Source organism: Streptomyces sp. NPDC041796, assembly GCF_055590785.1.
Genome location: NZ_JBVJAH010000006.1, coordinates 246,193 through 263,164, shown reverse-complemented (window position 1 = coordinate 263,164; position 16,972 = coordinate 246,193). Strand labels below are relative to the sequence as shown.

General features: G+C 72.3%; 21 protein-coding genes and 1 tRNA gene. 13 read left to right on the top strand and 9 right to left on the bottom strand.

Going from position 1 to position 16,972, the window contains the following annotated elements; genetic code table 11:
• Nucleotides 1-202 precede the first annotated feature (202 nt).
• The 8 genes from ACZ6C1_RS14355 to ACZ6C1_RS14320 all read right to left on the bottom strand — a co-directional run bounded on the left by ACZ6C1_RS14355 (nucleotide 203) and on the right by ACZ6C1_RS14320 (nucleotide 7,193).
• Nucleotides 203-1,156 (bottom strand): ApeI family dehydratase, encoded by a 954-nt coding sequence (locus ACZ6C1_RS14355; protein WP_469240801.1) that lies wholly within the window; start codon nucleotides 1,154-1,156, stop codon nucleotides 203-205.
• On the bottom strand, nucleotides 1,153-1,401 hold the full coding sequence (locus tag ACZ6C1_RS14350; protein WP_469240794.1) for an acyl carrier protein: 249 nt from the start codon (nucleotides 1,399-1,401) through the stop codon (nucleotides 1,153-1,155). The genes ACZ6C1_RS14355 and ACZ6C1_RS14350 overlap by 4 nt, the downstream gene beginning before the upstream one ends.
• 38 nt (nucleotides 1,402-1,439) lie before the next feature.
• Nucleotides 1,440-2,465 (bottom strand): SDR family oxidoreductase, encoded by a 1,026-nt coding sequence (locus ACZ6C1_RS14345; RefSeq protein WP_469240800.1) that lies wholly within the window; start codon nucleotides 2,463-2,465, stop codon nucleotides 1,440-1,442.
• A 46-nt stretch (nucleotides 2,466-2,511) separates the two neighbouring features.
• Complete coding sequence (locus ACZ6C1_RS14340) at nucleotides 2,512-2,964, bottom strand: type II toxin-antitoxin system RatA family toxin (protein WP_469240798.1); 453 nt, start codon at nucleotides 2,962-2,964, stop codon at nucleotides 2,512-2,514.
• Between the two features lie 112 nt (nucleotides 2,965-3,076).
• The gene (locus ACZ6C1_RS14335) at nucleotides 3,077-4,702 is read right to left on the bottom strand and encodes an MFS transporter (protein ID WP_469240796.1); all 1,626 of its coding nucleotides are present in this window, start codon (nucleotides 4,700-4,702) and stop codon (nucleotides 3,077-3,079) included.
• Between the two features lie 73 nt (nucleotides 4,703-4,775).
• Nucleotides 4,776-5,024 (bottom strand): acyl carrier protein, encoded by a 249-nt coding sequence (locus ACZ6C1_RS14330; RefSeq protein ID WP_469240794.1) that lies wholly within the window; start codon nucleotides 5,022-5,024, stop codon nucleotides 4,776-4,778.
• 43 nt (nucleotides 5,025-5,067) lie between these two features.
• The gene (locus ACZ6C1_RS14325; protein WP_469240792.1) at nucleotides 5,068-6,030 is read right to left on the bottom strand and encodes a beta-ketoacyl synthase N-terminal-like domain-containing protein; all 963 of its coding nucleotides are present in this window, start codon (nucleotides 6,028-6,030) and stop codon (nucleotides 5,068-5,070) included.
• A complete protein-coding gene (locus tag ACZ6C1_RS14320; RefSeq protein ID WP_469240790.1) occupies nucleotides 6,027-7,193 on the bottom strand; it encodes a beta-ketoacyl-[acyl-carrier-protein] synthase family protein in 1,167 nt (388 codons plus the stop codon). Before ACZ6C1_RS14320 ends, ACZ6C1_RS14325 begins: the two co-directional genes overlap by 4 nt.
• Before the next feature lie 244 nt (nucleotides 7,194-7,437).
• On the opposite strand from ACZ6C1_RS14320, the gene ACZ6C1_RS14315 reads away from it, so the two are divergent.
• The 11 genes from ACZ6C1_RS14315 to ACZ6C1_RS14265 all read left to right on the top strand — a co-directional run bounded on the left by ACZ6C1_RS14315 (nucleotide 7,438) and on the right by ACZ6C1_RS14265 (nucleotide 14,644).
• On the top strand, nucleotides 7,438-8,427 hold the full coding sequence (locus tag ACZ6C1_RS14315) for a thioesterase family protein (RefSeq protein WP_469240788.1): 990 nt from the start codon (nucleotides 7,438-7,440) through the stop codon (nucleotides 8,425-8,427).
• 5 nt (nucleotides 8,428-8,432) lie between these two features.
• The gene (locus tag ACZ6C1_RS14310) at nucleotides 8,433-8,759 is read left to right on the top strand and encodes a DsrE family protein (RefSeq protein ID WP_469240786.1); all 327 of its coding nucleotides are present in this window, start codon (nucleotides 8,433-8,435) and stop codon (nucleotides 8,757-8,759) included.
• Nucleotides 8,759-9,163, top strand: coding sequence for a hypothetical protein (locus ACZ6C1_RS14305; protein WP_469240784.1), 405 nt, complete (start codon nucleotides 8,759-8,761; stop codon nucleotides 9,161-9,163). Before ACZ6C1_RS14310 ends, ACZ6C1_RS14305 begins: the two co-directional genes overlap by 1 nt.
• Nucleotides 9,163-9,540 (top strand): hypothetical protein, encoded by a 378-nt coding sequence (locus tag ACZ6C1_RS14300; RefSeq protein ID WP_469240782.1) that lies wholly within the window; start codon nucleotides 9,163-9,165, stop codon nucleotides 9,538-9,540. Before ACZ6C1_RS14305 ends, ACZ6C1_RS14300 begins: the two co-directional genes overlap by 1 nt.
• 78 nt (nucleotides 9,541-9,618) lie before the next feature.
• Nucleotides 9,619-10,803 carry a beta-ketoacyl-[acyl-carrier-protein] synthase family protein gene (locus ACZ6C1_RS14295; RefSeq protein WP_469240781.1) on the top strand — a complete coding sequence of 395 codons (1,185 nt, stop codon included), beginning with the start codon at nucleotides 9,619-9,621 and terminating at the stop codon, nucleotides 10,801-10,803.
• Nucleotides 10,800-11,780, top strand: coding sequence for a beta-ketoacyl synthase N-terminal-like domain-containing protein (locus tag ACZ6C1_RS14290; protein ID WP_469240779.1), 981 nt, complete (start codon nucleotides 10,800-10,802; stop codon nucleotides 11,778-11,780). The genes ACZ6C1_RS14295 and ACZ6C1_RS14290 overlap by 4 nt, the downstream gene beginning before the upstream one ends.
• A 33-nt stretch (nucleotides 11,781-11,813) precedes the next feature.
• On the top strand, nucleotides 11,814-12,260 hold the full coding sequence (locus tag ACZ6C1_RS14285) for a 3-hydroxyacyl-ACP dehydratase FabZ family protein (protein WP_469240777.1): 447 nt from the start codon (nucleotides 11,814-11,816) through the stop codon (nucleotides 12,258-12,260).
• A complete protein-coding gene (locus ACZ6C1_RS14280) occupies nucleotides 12,257-12,772 on the top strand; it encodes a 3-hydroxyacyl-ACP dehydratase FabZ family protein (protein WP_469240775.1) in 516 nt (171 codons plus the stop codon). Before ACZ6C1_RS14285 ends, ACZ6C1_RS14280 begins: the two co-directional genes overlap by 4 nt.
• Entirely contained in the window at nucleotides 12,765-13,526 is a 762-nt protein-coding gene (fabG, locus tag ACZ6C1_RS14275) for a 3-oxoacyl-[acyl-carrier-protein] reductase (RefSeq protein ID WP_469240773.1), read from the top strand. Before ACZ6C1_RS14280 ends, fabG begins: the two co-directional genes overlap by 8 nt.
• A gap of 87 nt (nucleotides 13,527-13,613) precedes the next feature.
• On the top strand, nucleotides 13,614-14,039 hold the full coding sequence (locus ACZ6C1_RS14270) for a DUF3995 domain-containing protein (RefSeq protein ID WP_469240771.1): 426 nt from the start codon (nucleotides 13,614-13,616) through the stop codon (nucleotides 14,037-14,039).
• Between the two features lie 101 nt (nucleotides 14,040-14,140).
• Nucleotides 14,141-14,644 carry a hypothetical protein gene (locus tag ACZ6C1_RS14265; protein WP_469240769.1) on the top strand — a complete coding sequence of 168 codons (504 nt, stop codon included), beginning with the start codon at nucleotides 14,141-14,143 and terminating at the stop codon, nucleotides 14,642-14,644.
• A 92-nt stretch (nucleotides 14,645-14,736) separates the two neighbouring features.
• Here the strand turns inward: ACZ6C1_RS14265 and ACZ6C1_RS14260 are convergent.
• Nucleotides 14,737-14,809 (bottom strand) — tRNA-Ala (locus ACZ6C1_RS14260).
• A 151-nt stretch (nucleotides 14,810-14,960) separates the two neighbouring features.
• On the opposite strand from ACZ6C1_RS14260, the gene ACZ6C1_RS14255 reads away from it, so the two are divergent.
• Both ACZ6C1_RS14255 and ACZ6C1_RS14250 read left to right on the top strand, forming a co-directional pair.
• Complete coding sequence (locus tag ACZ6C1_RS14255; protein ID WP_064069723.1) at nucleotides 14,961-15,509, top strand: helix-turn-helix domain-containing protein; 549 nt, start codon at nucleotides 14,961-14,963, stop codon at nucleotides 15,507-15,509.
• Between the two features lie 45 nt (nucleotides 15,510-15,554).
• Nucleotides 15,555-16,967: a serine/threonine-protein kinase gene (locus ACZ6C1_RS14250; RefSeq protein WP_469240767.1), complete on the top strand. Its 1,413-nt coding sequence runs from the start codon at nucleotides 15,555-15,557 to the stop codon at nucleotides 16,965-16,967.
• Nucleotides 16,968-16,972: the final 5 nt, after the last annotated feature.

Below are 16,972 nucleotides of genomic sequence, written 5' to 3'. Positions count from 1 at the left end.
GGGACGTTTTCACCGGGGGCCTCGACGGCTTTCCGTAAAGCAATTCTCAGCCCTACCGGGGGTCGGGCTCAGGCGATCTGCAGGAAGCTGTCAGAGGAATTCGCCGGGGTCACGACGAGACGTGACCGGGCCACACCCGGGCGCCCGGAAACCCCGCGCCCGGAAAGCCCCGGGGCGCGCGGGACGCCGGCCCCGGAAAGGCTCAGGCGCGCAGGACGCCGGCCGGGCGGCGGGCCAGGACGGCCGCGCCGACGGTCAGGACCACCTCGCCGCGCACACGGGTGCAGCCCTCGAAGAACTGGACGTCGTCGACGGTCCGGGTCAGCCGCACCGAGTGCTCCAGCAGATCTCCGGGGAGTACCGGGGCACCGAACGCGAGGTCGGTGTAGCCGCCGAGCATCAGGACCTCTTCGGCCAGCACGTCGGTGTTGGCCCGCTCGGCGGTGGCGAGCACGGCGGCCGCCTGGTTGAAGGACTCCATGAGGAGCCCGATCGGGTAGCCGTACGCGGCCGGGTCCGTGGCCTCTTCGGCGAGCCGCCGGTACCAGGGCTCGCCGAAGGTCACCGCCTTGACCGCGGTGACCCGCTCACCGGGGTGGAACGTGTCGACCCGGTCGATCAGCAGCATCTGGTCGCGGTGCGGGATCCTGGCCATCACCTCGGGCAGCCCCAGCGGGCCCAGACCGGACGAACCGGCCGGTTCGATCGCCGCCGGCAGCGCGGGCAGCGACGCCAGGGGCGCGTCGGCCGCCTCGTAACGGAGCCGGATCCGGGCCACCTGGTGCTCCTCCGTGGCCGCCGTGGCCCGGCACACCCAGCCCTCCGCGTCGCGCGTCCAGCGCAGCGTGAAGAACAGGGTGTCGCCGGGGTAGGCGGGGTGCAGGAAGCGGGCGGACTCCAGGCGGGCCAGGCGCAGCCGGGGGGCGTCGGCCGTGGGGTGGGCGAGGGCCGCCCGGTGCGCGGTCTCGACGAGGAAGACCCCGGCGAAGATCGGGAAGCCCCGGTAGTGGCCGTCGAACACCAACTCGTCCGGCGCGAGCGGCAGGGTGACCGTCACGGTGCGGGAACCGTCGGCGCCCCCGTCCGCACCGGCCCGGTCGGCGCGTACCTCCGTGAAGGGGGCGCGCACCGACCGGCACTCCGGGTGGCGGGTCATCCGGTGACTTTCCCGGACAGCAGGGTGTAGGTCTGGCCGAAGTTGGTGATCTGGCCGAACTCCTCCTCGGAGATCTTCACCCCGAACTTCTTCTCCAGCTGCACCAGGATCTCCAGACCCATCAGCGAGTCCACACCGAGGTCCTCGATGTAGTTCGCGTCGTCCGTGACCTCGTCGACATCGACATCGAGGGCGTCGGCGACCAGCTCACGCAGTTCTTCCTTGTCGAGGACGGCAGTCGTCATCTCGTTCACCTTTCGGTTCGGTTGTGGGGTTGCGGCGGTCACGCCGCGACGAGGGTCCACGGCTCGGGGACCCTCGTGGCGTGCCGGGACTTGGCGTCGGCCCACCAGCGGACCGAACGGGCCAGTACGTCGGCCGGGTCCTGGACCACCTGGGTGGGGCGGAACGGGGTGGGCATGCAGGCGTAGCCCTCGAATGCGGAGAGCAGTTCCATGGCCCGCTTCTGCACATCGGAGAAGTGCCGTGCGGCCAGCGGCATGTGGAGGCGCCGCCAGGTCTCGGACGGGATGACGGGAGCCACCGGCACCGGGGAGACGCCGCGCTCGGCCCGCCACTCGTTGACCGCGCCGCAGATGCCCTCCACCAGGTCGGTCACCCGCAGGCAGTGCTCACCTGCGGCGATGGTCTCCACCACCGGGGCGGCGGGCGGCGTGCCCGTGGCGGCGGCCACGATGACCTCCGCCACCTGGTCCACCGGCGCCAGCTCGATGAACCCGGCCGGGTTCCCCACCAGTGCCGGGGCGAGGCCGGAGACCAGCGACTGCACCATGGCGTACGGGCCGGTGAGGCGGGCGATCGCGCCGTCGGCGCGCCGGCCGAAGACCAGCGGGGGCCGCACGATCGTCAGCGGGCCCTGGTGCCGTGCCCGGACCAGCTCCTCGGACTGGGCCTTGGACCACTCGTAGGTGTTGCGGAAGCGGCCGAACCCGGCGGCTGAGTCCATGATGGCCGGGTCCTGGCCCTCGACGTAGGCGGTCGAGACGTGCACCAGGTGGGTGTCGGCGTCGACCAGCTCGAGCACCGCCTCGGTGGTGCGTACGTTGGATGCGAGAGCCTCCTCCGGGCTCATCGTCCAGCGGGTGGACGCGGCGCTGTGGATCACCACGTCCCAGTGGGTGCGCAGCTCGGCGGGGGGCGGTTCGGCACCGAGCACCCAGCGGCTCTCCCCGGGGCGGGTGGGGCGCCTGGTCACCGAGGTCACCTGGACCTTGTCTCCCAACGCGGCCAGCAGGTCGGCGACTTCGCTGCCGACCACGCCACCGGAACCGGTCAGCAGAACCTTCATGGGGTACTCCTCGGGGATCGCGCGGTACGAGTGGGAACGGTGGCCATCACGCCGCCACGGCGGACGCGGTGGCCCGCTCGACGATCCGGTCGAGCACCGCCTCGGTGAACTCCCCGAGCGCCCGTTCGGCGATGGGGTGCAGCATGCTGTCGAGCAGCGGGATGCCGGCCTCGATGTCGAGCCGCAGCTCCACCTCGCATCCGGCGGTGCCCCGGGACACGACCAGCCAGTGACCCCGCAGGGCCTTGAGGTCGCCGTGGGTCTGGACGAAATCGATGCGGCGACCCGCGTGGTCGACGGCGGCCTCCTCGTGCCAGGTGAGCCGGGCGTCGCCCAGCAGAACGGTCCAGCGGCTGCACCGCCGGTCCGCGTCCTGCCACAGCATGTCGACCGCGACGATCTCCGGGATGTACGAGGGGAACGAGGCGCTGTACGCCAGCGCCTCCCAGACCCGCTGCGACGGCGCCCCGGTCGCGCGGCGGGTGATGACGGTGGGCATGACTGTCCTTCCGGTGCTTCGCGGTATGCGCCTGGCGACCGGGCGCATGAGGTCATGGGGTGGGTACGAGGGGGCCCTGGGCGGGCCCGCTCGCATCCGGCTCCGGCTGCTGTCAGCCGGCCGACGGAACCGGCTCCGGCCTGGCGGACGTTTCGTCGTCGCGCCCCGGACCGGCCTGGTCGCCACGCGCGCTCTCGTGGAGGTCCTTGGCCCGCACCAGGAGCAGCGCGATGACGGTGCCGACGGCGACCACGATCGAGCAGGCGAGCATGGTGTCCTCGAACCCGTTGACGAAGGCGGTGTGCGCGGCGTCCGCCGCCTGCTGGGCGAGTCCGCCGGGCAGGGTGGCCGCCGCCTCTCCGCCGGCTCCGGCCGCCACGGCCTCGCCGAACTCCTCGGCGCGGGCGCCCATCTGGGCACCGGCCTCCGTGGCCTCGAACGCGTCGGTGACGCGGCCCTGGAAGAGCGCCCCGAAGGCGGCGATGCCCACGGCGATGCCGACCTGCTGGAACGTCTCACCGATACCGGAGGCCATACCGGCCTTCTCGGGCGCCGCCACACCGACCGACAGCGCGGCGCGCATCGGGGTGTAGATGCCCATGCCGATGCCCTGCACGATCATGCTGGGCAGCAGCGCGGTCCAGCTGCTGTCCTTGTCGACCAGCAGCATCAGGCCGATACCGGCGGCCATGAGCACACCGGACGAGGTGGCGAGGAGCTTGGGCGAGACGGTCGCGGTCAGCGCGCCGGCGACACCGCCCGCGACGAAGATCGTCAGGGTCATCGGCAGGAACCGCAGACCCGTCTCCCACGCGGTGAAGCCCAGCGCGTTCTGCAGGTAGGAGATCTCCAGGAAGATCGATCCGAGGACGGCCGAGTTCCACAGCAGGGCGGAGAACGAGACCCCGTTGAAGGTCGGGATCCGGAACAGCGACAGGTCCAGCATGGCCGCTTCACCACGGCTGCGCTCGACGAAGTAGAAGACGAGGAGCAGCACGGCGGACCCGGCGAACATGCCGAGGATGGGAGCGCTGGTCCAGCCCTCCGCGTGGCCGCGCAGGAAGCCGGTCACCAGCAGGCCGAGGGCCGCCGAGAAGACGGTCAGGCCCGCCCAGTCCACCGGGTGGCTGACGGCGGCCTTGGACTCCCGCATCCGCAGCGCGCCGGCCACGATGGCGAAGATGCCGACCGGCACGTTGAGCAGGAAGATCCAGCGCCAGCTCATGTACTCGGTGAGCGCGCCACCGATGAGGGGGCCGAACGCGATGGCGAGGCCGCCCACGGCGCCGAAGACGCCGAACGCCTTTCCGCGGTCCTTGCCGCGGAACTCATTGCCGATCAGCGCGGGGCCGACCGCGAACAGCACGGCGGCACCCACGCCCTGGAGGCCACGGGCCAGGTTCAGGACGAGGATGTCCTGCGCGACTCCGCAGAGCAGGGAAGCGAGGGTGAAGACGACGAAGCCCCACTGGAACACCGCCTTGCGGCCGAACTTGTCGGCGAGCGACCCGCTGGTGAGCAGGAACACGGCGAGTGTGAGGGCGTACGCGTCGAGCACCCACTGCAGCTCCGCGAATTCGACGTCGAACGCGGTCCGCAGGTCGGGCAGGGCGACATTGACGACGGTGAGGTCGAGCAGAAGCATGAAGGTGGCGGCCGAGACCACGGCGAGGGTCCAGCCGCGGCCTCCACCGGCCTGCTCCTGTGCCGCCGCCTTTTCGAGATTGTTGCTTCCCACGGGGGGACGTCCTTTCAGGCGCGGAAAACGGCGCGGAAAATGGCGCGGGAAATGGTCGGAGCGGGGCGGCGGGTCATCCGGTGACTTTCCCGGACAGCAGGGTGTAGGTCTGGCCGAAGTTGGTGATCTGGCCGAACTCCTCCTCGGAGATCTTCACCCCGAACTTCTTCTCCAGCTGCACCAGGATCTCCAGACCCATCAGCGAGTCCACACCGAGGTCCTCGATGTAGTTCGCGTCGTCCGTGACCTCGTCGACATCGACATCGAGGGCGTCGGCGACCAGCTCACGCAGTTCTTCCTTGTCGAGGACGGCAGTCGTCATCTCGTTTTCCTTTCCCATCGGTTGAGGAGTGCGGGGGTGGGGATCAGGCGGCTTCCGGGACGACGCGGGCGACGACGATGCCGCCCGCCCCGGTCGCGGTGACGATCAGGTGGTCGCCGTCCGGGCGGGTCAGGGCGTGTGCCACTTCCTGAACGGCGAGCAGGCATCCCGTACCGGCGGACACGGCGTCCCCGCCGTCCGCGAGCGCCGTGGCGACGGCCCGCGCGACCGGCGACCCGTCGCCGACCAGGCGTACCGTCCGGTCCGTGAGGTCCGTGACCCCCAGCCCCGCACCGGCCGCGGCCAGGGCGGCCCGGGCGCCCCGGACACCGGCCCCGGACCCGGCGACCTGCGGCGGGAGCGAGACCGACCGCACCTCGACCCGGCCGAGCACGCGCCCGCCGCGGGACCGGACCGTGTCCGCCTCCTCCACGACCAGCGCGAGCGCCCCGTCCTCCGTCCGCCCGGAACCACGCACCGCTGCCTTGTCCGCGTCCGGGAGCGGCGCCTCGGCCGCGCCGGCGAGCAGCCAGCGGGCCCGCCCGGAACGCAGCGCGCGCAGCCCCGCCTGAAGTGCTTCGAGCCCCGCCGACCCCTGGCTGTGCACGGCCAGGCTGAACCCCTTGAGCCCGTGCTCCATCGCGACGCGACTGGCGACCAGGTTCGGGGAGAAGTACGGCACGGCGTTGGGCGACAGCAGATGGGCCTCGCCCGCCACGGTGGCCTGGTCGACCTCGGCGTGCACCCCGGCCACTCCGTGGTTCGTGCCCACCGCGATCGCCCGGTCCTCCTCGGGCAGCGCCGCCAGCGCCTCCCCCGTCCCGTTCTGCGCCAGGGCGCGGCCGGTGGCCGCGAGCAGGTACTGGCACGCCGGCGGAAGGTAGCGGTAGCCGCGTCCCAGCTCGGCCCGGTGGTCGAACCACGGGTGCGCGGCGCCGTCCGGCGGCAGCACCGATCCGACGGCCGTGACGACGAACTCGGCGGGGGCGGAGGGTGCTGGGCTCATGACGGGGCTCCGGTCAGCGCGAGGGAGATGTTGTTGCCACCGAAGGCGTACGCGTTCACCAGCGCCACCCCGGACGGGAGAGGGGTGGGCGCGGTCGGCAGGTGGACCGGGCACTCCGGGTCGAGCGCGGTGGTCGGGGGATTGCCGGGGACGGTGCCGTGGTGGAAGCACAGGGCGGCCAGGACCGTGCCCAGCACTCCGGCGCCGCCGGCGAGGTGCCCGACGACGGCCTTCAGGTTGTGCAGGGGGATCGTGGCCAGCCGCTCGCCGAACACCCCTGCCATGGCGGCGGCTTCGGTGGAATCGTTGAGCTTGGTGCCGGTGGCGTGCGGCACGATCAGCGTGACGTCCTCGGGCCCCGCACCGGCCTCGGTGAGCGCCGTCCGCATGGCCCGGGCCGCCTGCGTACCGGCGGGGTCCGGCGCGGTGGGGTGTGCGGCGTCGCAGCTCCAGCCGGTCCCGGCGAGCCGCGCGTAGATCCGCGCACCACGCCGCCGGGCGTGCTCGACGCTCTCCAGCACGACGGCACCGGCACCCTCGCCGAGCATCACCCCGGCCCGGTCCCGGTCGAACGGGCGGGGCCGCTCCGCACCGAGCGCCCCCATCCGGTTGAACGCGGCCACCGTCACCCGCGAGTACGCCTCCGCGCCCCCCGCGACCACCACGTCCGCCTCACCGGCCCGGATCATCTCCGCGCCGAGCGCGATCGCATAGCCGCTGCCCGCGCAGGCGTTGCTCAGGTTGACGGCACCCGCGCCCGCGGAGATCCGCGCGGCGAGCGCCGACGCCAGGGCGAACGGCGGCGAGGCACCGTCCACCGGCGCGGCCTGCCCGGCCCTGGCCAGCTCCACCTGGCGCGCGTCACCGACGCTGGACCCCATGACCACGGCCACCCGCTCGGCCGCCACGTCGGCGACCCGGGCGTCCGCACACGCCTCCAGGCCCGCCTCCAGGGTGTAGCGGGTGGCCGGACCGAGGTCGGCGTCCGGGTCGGACGCGCCGTCGGGCACCAGGTAGTACAGCGGCAACGGCACCCGGGCGTCCGGGTCGGGGACCCGGTCGGGGGGTGCGGTGTCGGCGGCCCCTACCCGGCTCCAGAACGTCTCGACTCCGGCGCCGAGACGACAGACGGCACCCAGGCCGGTTATGGCGATGTCGCTCACCGTGCACCACATCCAATCTGCTGGGGACCTCGGGTCGGGCCGACACTAAAGAGGCCTCGGCGCATGGCGCAGCGGATCGGCAGCAAGCTGTAACGCCCCGTCCCGGGGCGGCGCGCACCGGCGCAGGAACCTGTCACAACCGCAGGCCGGCGGTGTCGTCCGATCTAGCTTCGGTGCAGCCCAGGGCAATGTCAGCCCGAGGGACCCGACGTCCGACGACTCCCGAAGAGGAACGGCCGACACCATGCCTGACACCCACACGGACAACGCCCTCGAAGCCGCGGTGACCGCCCTGGTCACCCAGCCCAGCGAGGTCACGGTGCGCCCCCGCTACGAGGGCAACAACATCAACACCTGGATCGGCTTCAAGCACGTCAACTACCTCGTGGAAGAGGCGGTCCTGGCGCACTTCCGCACCCACGGCCTGCCCTCGCGGGTGCTGTTCGAGGAGTACGGCCTCGGCCTGGAGATCACCGACCTCGACACCCGTATCCTCAACGCCTTCCACCTGGACGAGACGGCCACCGCCACGGTCACGCCGGTCGGTGACGGCAGCGCGCTCACCTTCCGGGTCGTCCTGTCCAAGGACGGCGAGGTCAAGGACGTCACCTCCAAGGTCACGGTGGCGCTGCGCCGCGAGCAGTACGTCGACCCGACCGACGTGGTGCCCGCCGAGCTGAAGCGGTTCGCCGTCGAGCGGATCGCCACCGCCGAGCCGGTGCGCGACGCCGAGCTCGTCCCCGGCGCCGATCTGGGTCTGACCGCCACGCACAACACCGACCCGCTGCTGAAGGAGCTCACCGAGGGCTCCAACGCGATCGCGTGGCGCTGGCGGATCGCCTACCCGTACTGCCACAACAACGAGCGCCTGCAGATGTCCGGCTACCTGCGTCTGATGGAGGAGGCCAAGGACCGCTTCGTGGCGCACCGGGGCATCTCCATCAAGACGCTCCTGGACGAGCGGAAGTGGATCCCCGTCGTCCCGCGCTCCACGGTCCGCTTCCTCGACGAGGCGCTGATGGAGGAGGAACTCCACATCGTCTTCACCGTCGAGGAGATCTTCAAGGACGTCACCTACACCTCGCGGATGGACTGCTACGTCATCCGCGACGGCAAGCTGGTGCCCACCGCCACCGGCACCATCGTGCACGGCTACGCGGACTTCTCGAACCGCAAGGACTGGTCCCTGGTCTCGTTCGACGACCACGTCCTCGCGGCGCTGCGGGGCGAGTGACGCACATGCCCGGCTTCGTACTGATCGAGTCGACCGGACGCGAGTCGGGCCCGGGCTGCGCCCGCTTCCTCACGGACGCGACGGCGCTCGCCCGGGCCGGGCACCCGGTACGGGTGGTGCTCGTCCAGGAGGGCGTCACCACCGCGCTGCCCGGCGCCCTGGCCGAACTCGACCGGGCCCTGGAGGCCGGCGCCGAACTGTGGGTCGACGAGTTCTCCGTGACGCAGCGGGGGCTCGACGCCGAGGCGCTGGTCCCGGCGGCCCGCATGGTCGGCATGGACGAGGTGGCCGACGAGCTCCTCGCCCCCGACGTCCAGGTGGTGTGGCACTGATGGCCCGCACCCCGAAGACCGACGTCCTGCTCGTCGTCATGGGCCCGCCCCACACCGGCGAGCTCACCACCTCCGTGTTCCGGCTGCTCCAGGCGCTCCTGGAGCGCGGCGCGAGCGTCCAGGTGTGGGCCTGCGGCTACAGCGCCATGCTGAGCCAGGAGGCGCTGGGCGACCGGAAGCCGGCCAACCTCCTCGACCGGTACGCCGAGTACCCGACCACCACGGTCCTGATCCGTGAGCTCCTGGACGCCTTCCCCGACCGGCTGTACTGGTTCGGCTGCCGGGCCTGCAGCGAGCACCGGGGCGCGACCGGACACATTCCCGAGGTACGCATGCGCGCTCCCCACACCTTCGGCGGGCATGTGCACTCCGCCACCCGGACGCTGTTCATGGGGGTGGCCTGATGACCTCACTGGCCATCGTCGAGCGCGCCTACCGGGGCGCGGTCGAGGTCGGGTACTTCGACGCGCTCTACCTCGGCCTGGAGATCCACCGGCAGCTCGGGCTCGACGTCCTGCTGCGCGGCGAGGCGGTCACCTACGCGATCGCGGCCGCCCCCGCACCGCCGATCACCGTCGGCAAACGCCTCCTGGAGACGCTGGGCACGCCCCGCGACGACCTGGTGCGGCTGCGCGACGCGGGCGTCGGGATCTGGGTGGAGGAGGACGGCCTCGCGGCCCTCGGGGCCGGCCCCGACCGGCTGATCGACGGAGTGCGATGCGCGGCGCCGGGCCAACTCGCGGCCCGCTGGCCGGAGTACGACCGGGTCTTCTTCCTCTGACCCACCGGCTCCGGCCACCGCGGGCACCGCGAGGCCACGCGCCACCACGACCACGAACAGAAAGCGGGAGACATCAAGGTGACCGAAGTCGTCATCACCGGCCTGGGGGCGCTGTGCCACCTCGGCGCGGGTGTGGACCGGTTCCGGGCCGGGCTGCTCAACCCCACCCCGCCGACCGCCGACATCGCCCCCGACCCCCTGGCCCACGTACCCATTCCGGCCTTCTACTTCCTCCCGGACGGCGCCCTGCCGGAAGGCCCCGACACCGTGGACGGCCTGGCGATCGGTCGGGCCACCCGGGCGGCCCTGGCGGTGGCCCGGGAGGCCGTCGCCGACGCCGGTCCGAGCGGAGCCGACCCCGCGCGCACCGCCGTGCTGTTCGGTTCCTCGATCGCGGACGCGTACGTCATCGAGGAGTGGCGCGGCACCAAGACCTTCCCCGAGGACGACCGCTGGAACCCGGTGTTCGCCACCTCGTCCGTCATCGCCCGGGAGCTGGGCGCGCTGGGCACGGCGAGCACCTTCAGCAACGCCTGCTCGGGCAGCGGCTATTCGCTGGCGACCGGCGCGGACATGATCCGCTCCGGCGAGGCGGACGTGGTGGTCGCGGGCGGATTCGAGACCTACTCGCGGGTGGCGCACGCCGCCTTCAACCAGGTGGGCGCCCTCGACCCGGACAGCTGCCGGCCCTTCGACGCGACCCGTGGCGGCACGGTGCTGGGCGAGGGCGCGGGGGCGGTCGTCCTGGAGCGGGCGGACGCGGCGCGGGCCCGGGGTGCCCGGATCTACGCCACGCTGACCGGCTCCGGCTGGAGCTGCGAGGCGTACCACGCCACCGGGCTGGACCCGGAGGGCGGCCAGATCGTCCGGGCCATGCGGGACGCCCTCGCCGAGGCGGGCCGCACACCCGGCGACGTCGACTTCGTCGTCCCGCACGCCACCGGCACCAAGCTCAACGACCTCACCGAGACCCGGGCGATGTACCAGGTGTTCGGCGAGCGGACCGCCGAGATCCCGCTCTACAGCCTCAAGGCGCTGATCGGGCACACCGGTGGAGCCTCCGGCGGACTGGGCGTCGTGGCGGCCGCGCTGTTCCTCCACCACGGGGAGATGGCGCCGAACCTGCCGGTTTCCACGCCCGACCCCGAGTGCCGGGTGCGCGTACCGGCCGAACGCACCCGGGTCGGCCGCACCGCGATGGTCAACTCCTACGCCTTCGGCGGCAACAACATGTCCCTTCTGCTGCGAGGTGAGCCGCGATGACCGCCACTGAGACCGCCGCCGCCCCGGCGTCCGAGGCCGTGGCCACGGACCCGGTCGTCACCGGCATCGGCGTGGTCACGCCGGAGGCCCTCGACCCGACGGGCGAGCGGACCGGCCCCTGGTTCGACCTGCGGGCCCAGTTGGGGCGCGGCTACAAGTACCTGCCCAAGGCCAGCCAGTACCTGCTCGCCGCCACCGGCCGGGCGCTCACCGACACCGGTGCGGCCCTCGCGGACGTGCCCGAGGACCGCCGGGCGGTCACCATCGGCACCAACAACGGCATGTCGCAGCTCTACGGCGAGTTCGACCGCACCGTGATCGAGGGCGACTCGACACTGCTCAGCCCCGCCACGGTGCCCTACTTCTCGGTCAACCTGGTGGGCAGCCGGGTGGCGATGGAGCACGCCCTGAAGGGCTACAGCCTCGGCGTCCACACCCCGCGCGTCGCCGGCCTGGAGGCCATCGAGCACGGCACCAGGGCGCTGCGCGCCGGGCGGTCGGGGTGGCTCCTGGCCGGTGCCGCCGAGTCCCCCCTCGACTGGTCGGAGCCGGGCAGCGAGGGCAGCGAGGACGGGGCCGTGGCCCTCGTCGTGGAGCCGGCCGCCGCCGTCACCGCACGCGGGGGCCGGGCGTACGGCAGGGTCCGGGTGCGCGGCTTCCTGCTGCCGCCGCCCGTCGCCGCCGCGCAGCACGGCCCCGTGACCGCCTCACGGCTGCTGGGCAACGCCCTCCAGGGGGTCGGCGTGACCGGCCCGCGTCCCCCGGTGCGGCTCATCGGCGCCGACGACGCCGTCACCCACGCCGTCGCGGCCGCCCTGGGCGACGGGGTCACCCACCACCCGGCGGGCGTCGGCTGCCTGACGCCGGTGCTCCACGTCACCGAGGCGCTGCGCCTGCCCGGCGCCGAGCAGCTCGTGGTGGCCGTCGCCGCCCAGGGCAACGTCTCGGTCGCCCTCGTCACGCCCCGGGCGAGCTGAACCCGCCACCGAGCGAAAGGAGTCACACCACCCATGAACGTGGATTTCGCCACACCCATCCAGGGCACCGTGCGCATCCCCCACACCCGCCCGGACGGCGCCACGGCCCACATCACCGTGGCCGCCGACGAGCAGGTCTTCCGCGGCCACTACCCGGGCTTCCCGATCTTCCCCGGGGTCTGCCTCATCGAGTGCGTCCACCACGCCGCCCGCACCCGGCCGCCCGTGCCGGGCGTCCCGGTTCTCACCGCCGTGGAGTCCGTGCGCTTCCTCAGCCCCGTCTTCCCCGACGACGAGGTGACCGTGGAGCTGGACTGGAAGCTCAAGTCCGGTTCCTGGAAGGCCTATGCGGCCCTCTCCACCTCTCGCGGCAAGTCCGCGCAGATACGCCTGGCATACGAGTTCGAGGCACTCGGCACCGAAGCTCCCGGCACGCACGCACCCGGCACCGAGGACAACGCCCTGGAGGAAGCCCCGTGATCAGCACGACCAGCCTCAAGGAGACGCTGCCGCACCGCTATCCGATGCTGCTCGTCGACCGGGTCACCGAGATCGACCCGGGCGTCTCCCTCACCGCAGTGAAGGCCGTCACCTGCAACGAGCCCTGGTACGCCGATGTGGCGGACGACGCCGACCACGCCTACCCGGTCTCCCTCCTGGTCGAGTCCTGGTGCCAGTCCGCCGGTGTCCTCGCGACCTGGGAGCGGATCGGCCCCGAGGAGCGGGCCGGCCTGGTCATGCTGTTCGGTTCGATCAGCGGCATCGAGGTCCACGGAAAGGCCCTGCCCGGAAGCCTGATCGAGCACCGGGTGCGCCATGTGCGCAGCGTCGGCACCACGCTGATCTTCGAGGGCGAGAGCCTGATCGACGGCGAACCGCTGCTGACCGTCGGCTCGATCGTGATCACCATGCGCCCGGCCGGTGAACTGGCCGCCCCGGGCGACACCGGCACCAGCAACCGCCCCGAGCAAGGAGAGTTGACCCATGCCTGAGCAGAACGAGAACCCGCAGCCCGCCAAGGTCGCCCTGGTCACCGGAGGCTCCCGCGGCATCGGCCGCGCCTGTGTGCTCCGCCTGGCCCAGGACGGTTACGACGTGGCGTTCTGCTACTCGTCGCAGGCCGACGCCGCCGAACGCGTACGCAAGGAGGCCGCCGAGTACGGCACGCGGATCTTCGCCGCCCAGGCCGACGTCGCCGACGCCGACTCGGCGCGCGCCCTGGTCAAGCAGGTGAGCGAGGAGCTCGGCTCCGTCGACACACTCGTCACCTCCGCGGGAGTCGTCCGCGACAACCCGCTGCTGCTGATGACCGACGAGCAGTGGCGGCAGACCCTCGACGTCAACCTCACCGGCACCTACAACCTCTGCCGGGCGGTCGTCTTCGACATGCTCAAGCGGCGCTCCGGCAGCATCGTGACGCTCTCCTCGGTGGCCGGTGTCTACGGAACCCCGACCCAGAGCAATTACTCTGCCACCAAGGCGGGGATCATTGGATTCACCAAGTCCCTTGCGAAGGAGGTCGGTCAGTACGGGATTCGTGCGAACGCCGTCGCTCCCGGCTTCATCGAAACGGACATGGTGGCGGACCTCGACGCCGATTACCGGAACAAGATGGTCGAGCGCGTGCCGCTCCGCCGGATGGGCACGGCGGACGAAGTGGCCGAGCTGGTCGCGTTCCTGGCGTCCGACAAGGCCGCGTACATCACCGGATCCGTCGTACAGATCGACGGCGGCATCGTCGTCTAGCCGACGTCCGGTGCACGTACCCGGTCCGCGCCGCCGCGCCCGTACGCGAGACCGTACGAGACCTCATACGAACCGAGAGAAGACGACATGATCTACACCCTGGCCGCGGTGATCCTGACGGCAGGCATGGTGGCAATCGGCGCCCTCCACTTCATCTGGGCCTTCTCGCCCTGGCCGCTGAAGGACAAGGTGTCCTTCACCAAGGCGGTCCTCGGCAACGAGAGCGGCGTCATGCCGCCGCCGGCGCTCTCCGCCCTGGTGGGCGTGGCTCTGCTGGGCGGTGCCGTCATCACTCTCATGACCCACGAGTCCATTCCGGGCATCGGTCCCGAGTGGCTGCGGATCGCGGGAAGTTACGGGCTCGGCGTGGTGCTCCTGGGCCGTGGGATCGGCGGGTACGCCATGGCCAGGGGCGCGGACCCCGAGTTCCAGCGGCTGAACGCACAGGTGTACTCGCCCCTGTGCATCGTGCTCGGCCTGATGAGCGTGGCGGTCGCGGTCTCCGCCTCCTGACGGCGACCGGCGACCCCTGTGCAAGCGGCCGAGTCCCCCTCGGCCGCTTGCCGCGTTCCGGGCGCGGGACGCGACGCACTCGACGAAGGAGCGACGACGCCATGGCACCGACGACGCCGACGGCGGCACCACCCCGCACCGGCCTGACCGAGGACGACCTGGCCCGGTACTTCAGGACCCTCGCGAGAGCGGTCGACCACGCCGTACCGGCCCTGGCGCAGGCCCGCGGCACCCGGGACTTCCTCGGCCAGGAGCGCCTGAGGCTCGCCGTCTGGATCCACCAGGTCTACCGGCACCCGCTGTCGTCCGCCGTGTTCGCCCACCCCGTCGGCCGGGCGGCGTACGCGGCCCAGCGCACCCACAGCGCCGCCCTGGCCCACCGGCTGGACCGCGCCGGCTCACCTGGGTCCACACCCCACCCCGCGGTACGCGCCACCGCCGCCACCGCCGCCCTGTGGGCGGTGACCGAGGACGCGGTCACCCGTAGTCCACGCCCACCGCGCGACCAGGTGGTCGCCGACGCCTGGACCCTGACCCGCGCGGCCCTCACCCCCGCCCGGGTCACCCCACCGCTGCGGTTCGTCCGCGTACGGGGAGCCTGGTGAGGTCCACGGCGTCGGTGCCGTATGCCGCCCCCGGGCATGAAAAAGAGCCCCTGTAACTTGCGTTTCCGCAGGTCACAGGGGCTCTTCGGGTGTGGAGCCTAGGGGAGTCGAACCCCTGACATCTGCCATGCAAAGACAGCGCTCTACCAACTGAGCTAAGGCCCCGGGACGGCCGCCGCGCGGCGCGTGCCGCAGACCAGAGTACCGGGTATCGGGGGGTGCCCCGCAAAAGGTTTGGGACTCCCGGTGGACGACCACTCTCCGTAAGATGCTGGACGAGGTTCGCAGCAGCGAACCGAAGCGATGGGGAGACGCAATGGATGCAGCACAGCAGGAAGCGACCGCGAGAGCCAGAGAGCTTCAGCGCAGTTGGTACGGGGAGCCGTTGGGGGCGCTCTTCCGTAGGCTCATCGACGATCTGGGCCTGAACCAGGCCCGCCTCGCCGCGGTCCTCGGGCTGTCTGCTCCGATGCTGTCCCAGCTGATGAGCGGCCAGCGGGCCAAGATCGGAAACCCGGCCGTGGTACAGCGCGTCCAGGCCCTGCAGGAGCTGGCCGGACAGGTCGCCGACGGCAGCGTCAGCGCGGTGGAGGCGACCGACCGGATGGACGAGATCAAGAAGTCCCAGGGCGGCTCGGTCCTCACCGGCACCAGCCAGACGGCGAACAGCTCCGGGGCGCCGACCGTCCGCCGCGTGGTGCGGGAGATCCAGTCGCTGCTGCGGTCGGTCGCGGCCGCCGGTGACATCATCGACGCCGCCGATTCCCTCGCCCCCACCCACCCCGAACTGGCAGAGTTCCTCCGGGTGTACGGCGCGGGGCGCACCGCGGACGCGGTCGCCCACTACGAGTCGCACCAGAGCTGATCGAAGCAGGACGCCGGACGGGTAACGGGGAGCGGACACAGCGCGATGGGTGAGGTCTTCGCCGGGCGGTACGAGCTGATCGATCCGATCGGACGCGGTGGTGTCGGCGCCGTCTGGCGTGCCTGGGACCACCGCCGGCGCCGCTATGTCGCGGCCAAGGTGCTACAGCAGAGCGACGCCCACACGCTGCTGCGCTTCGTCCGCGAGCAGGCGCTGAGGATCGACCACCCGCACGTCCTCGCCCCGGCCAGCTGGGCGGCCGACGACGACAAGGTGCTGTTCACCATGGACCTGGTGACCGGCGGGTCGCTGGCGCACGTCATCGGCGACTACGGCCCGCTGCCGCCCCGGTTCGTCTGCACCCTGCTCGACCAGCTCCTGTCCGGACTCGCCGCGGTGCACGCGGAGGGGGTCGTGCACCGCGACATCAAGCCGGCCAACATCCTGCTGGAGGCCACCGGGACCGGGCGGCCGCACCTGCGGCTGTCCGATTTCGGCATCTCCATGCGCAAGGGCGAGCCCCGGCTGACCGAGACCAACTATGTCGTGGGTACGCCCGGATACTTCGCACCCGAACAGTTGATGGGCGCGGAGCCCGACTTCCCGGCGGACCTGTTCGCGGTCGGCCTGGTCGCGCTCTATCTGCTCCAGGGCCAGAAGCCCGATTCCCAGGCCCTGATCGAACACTTCGCGGCGTACGGCACGCCCGGCGCCCCGCAGGGCATTCCGGAGCCGCTGTGGCAGGTCCTCGCGGGCCTGCTCCAGCCCGATCCCGGGGCCAGGTTCCGTACGGCCACGGGCGCGCGCAAGGCGCTGACGTCGGCGGTCGAGATGCTGCCCGCCCCGGCGGACGACGAGGAGCCGGTCGAGGTGTTCGACCAGATCGGCCCGCTCCCGCCCGGCTTCGGCCCCGAGGGCCCGGTGCAACCCGCCCCCGCCGAGCCCCGGGCCCCGCGGACGGCCGAGCCCCAGGCCCCGCGGACGGCCGCCCCGCACGCCACGCAGACGGCCGCCCCGCAGGCCCTGCCGGAGCGGCAGCCCCCGGCACCGTCGGAGACGGGCAGCTTCCACCTGGCCCCGCCGCCCCAGCAGTCCGCGCCACTGCCGCACCCGGCGGCACAGCCCGGGCCCGCGGCGCATCCCACGCCTCCCCCCACGCCTCCCCCCACGCCCGCGAACGCACCCGCCGGCGCCCCCGTCGCCCACCACCCCGCAGCTCCGGACTTCGCCCACGCCCGGACTGGCGGGGTTCCGCAGGCCTCCGCCGCCACCCGCCCGTACACCGGCCCCGTCCCCCATGTTCCCGGCCCGTCCGTGCCGTCCACGGGACCGTTCACGGGCCCGTCCGTGCCGTCCACGGGGAAGCGGCCGGGACCGCCCCCGAAGGTGACGGTCCCGGTGCTGATCGTTGCGCTGATCTGCTTCGCGGTCGGATTCTGGGCGCTCGCCCAGAGCTGAGCGCG

Bases quoted from the DNA above. Each gene is read 5' to 3' on its own strand.
- ACZ6C1_RS14355 (WP_469240801.1), bottom strand. From the start codon at position 1,156: ATGACCCGCCACCCGGAGTGCCGGTCGGTGCGCGCCCCCTTCACGGAG.
- ACZ6C1_RS14350 (WP_469240794.1), bottom strand. From the start codon at position 1,401: ATGACGACTGCCGTCCTCGACAAGGAAGAACTGCGTGAGCTGGTCGCC.
- ACZ6C1_RS14345 (WP_469240800.1), bottom strand. From the start codon at position 2,465: ATGAAGGTTCTGCTGACCGGTTCCGGTGGCGTGGTCGGCAGCGAAGTC.
- ACZ6C1_RS14340 (WP_469240798.1), bottom strand. From the start codon at position 2,964: ATGCCCACCGTCATCACCCGCCGCGCGACCGGGGCGCCGTCGCAGCGG.
- ACZ6C1_RS14330 (WP_469240794.1), bottom strand. From the start codon at position 5,024: ATGACGACTGCCGTCCTCGACAAGGAAGAACTGCGTGAGCTGGTCGCC.
- ACZ6C1_RS14325 (WP_469240792.1), bottom strand. From the start codon at position 6,030: ATGAGCCCAGCACCCTCCGCCCCCGCCGAGTTCGTCGTCACGGCCGTC.
- ACZ6C1_RS14315 (WP_469240788.1), top strand. From the start codon at position 7,438: ATGCCTGACACCCACACGGACAACGCCCTCGAAGCCGCGGTGACCGCC.
- ACZ6C1_RS14310 (WP_469240786.1), top strand. From the start codon at position 8,433: ATGCCCGGCTTCGTACTGATCGAGTCGACCGGACGCGAGTCGGGCCCG.
- ACZ6C1_RS14305 (WP_469240784.1), top strand. From the start codon at position 8,759: ATGGCCCGCACCCCGAAGACCGACGTCCTGCTCGTCGTCATGGGCCCG.
- ACZ6C1_RS14300 (WP_469240782.1), top strand. From the start codon at position 9,163: ATGACCTCACTGGCCATCGTCGAGCGCGCCTACCGGGGCGCGGTCGAG.
- ACZ6C1_RS14290 (WP_469240779.1), top strand. From the start codon at position 10,800: ATGACCGCCACTGAGACCGCCGCCGCCCCGGCGTCCGAGGCCGTGGCC.
- ACZ6C1_RS14285 (WP_469240777.1), top strand. From the start codon at position 11,814: ATGAACGTGGATTTCGCCACACCCATCCAGGGCACCGTGCGCATCCCC.
- fabG (WP_469240773.1), top strand. From the start codon at position 12,765: ATGCCTGAGCAGAACGAGAACCCGCAGCCCGCCAAGGTCGCCCTGGTC.
- ACZ6C1_RS14270 (WP_469240771.1), top strand. From the start codon at position 13,614: ATGATCTACACCCTGGCCGCGGTGATCCTGACGGCAGGCATGGTGGCA.
- ACZ6C1_RS14265 (WP_469240769.1), top strand. From the start codon at position 14,141: ATGGCACCGACGACGCCGACGGCGGCACCACCCCGCACCGGCCTGACC.
- ACZ6C1_RS14255 (WP_064069723.1), top strand. From the start codon at position 14,961: ATGGATGCAGCACAGCAGGAAGCGACCGCGAGAGCCAGAGAGCTTCAG.
- ACZ6C1_RS14250 (WP_469240767.1), top strand. From the start codon at position 15,555: ATGGGTGAGGTCTTCGCCGGGCGGTACGAGCTGATCGATCCGATCGGA.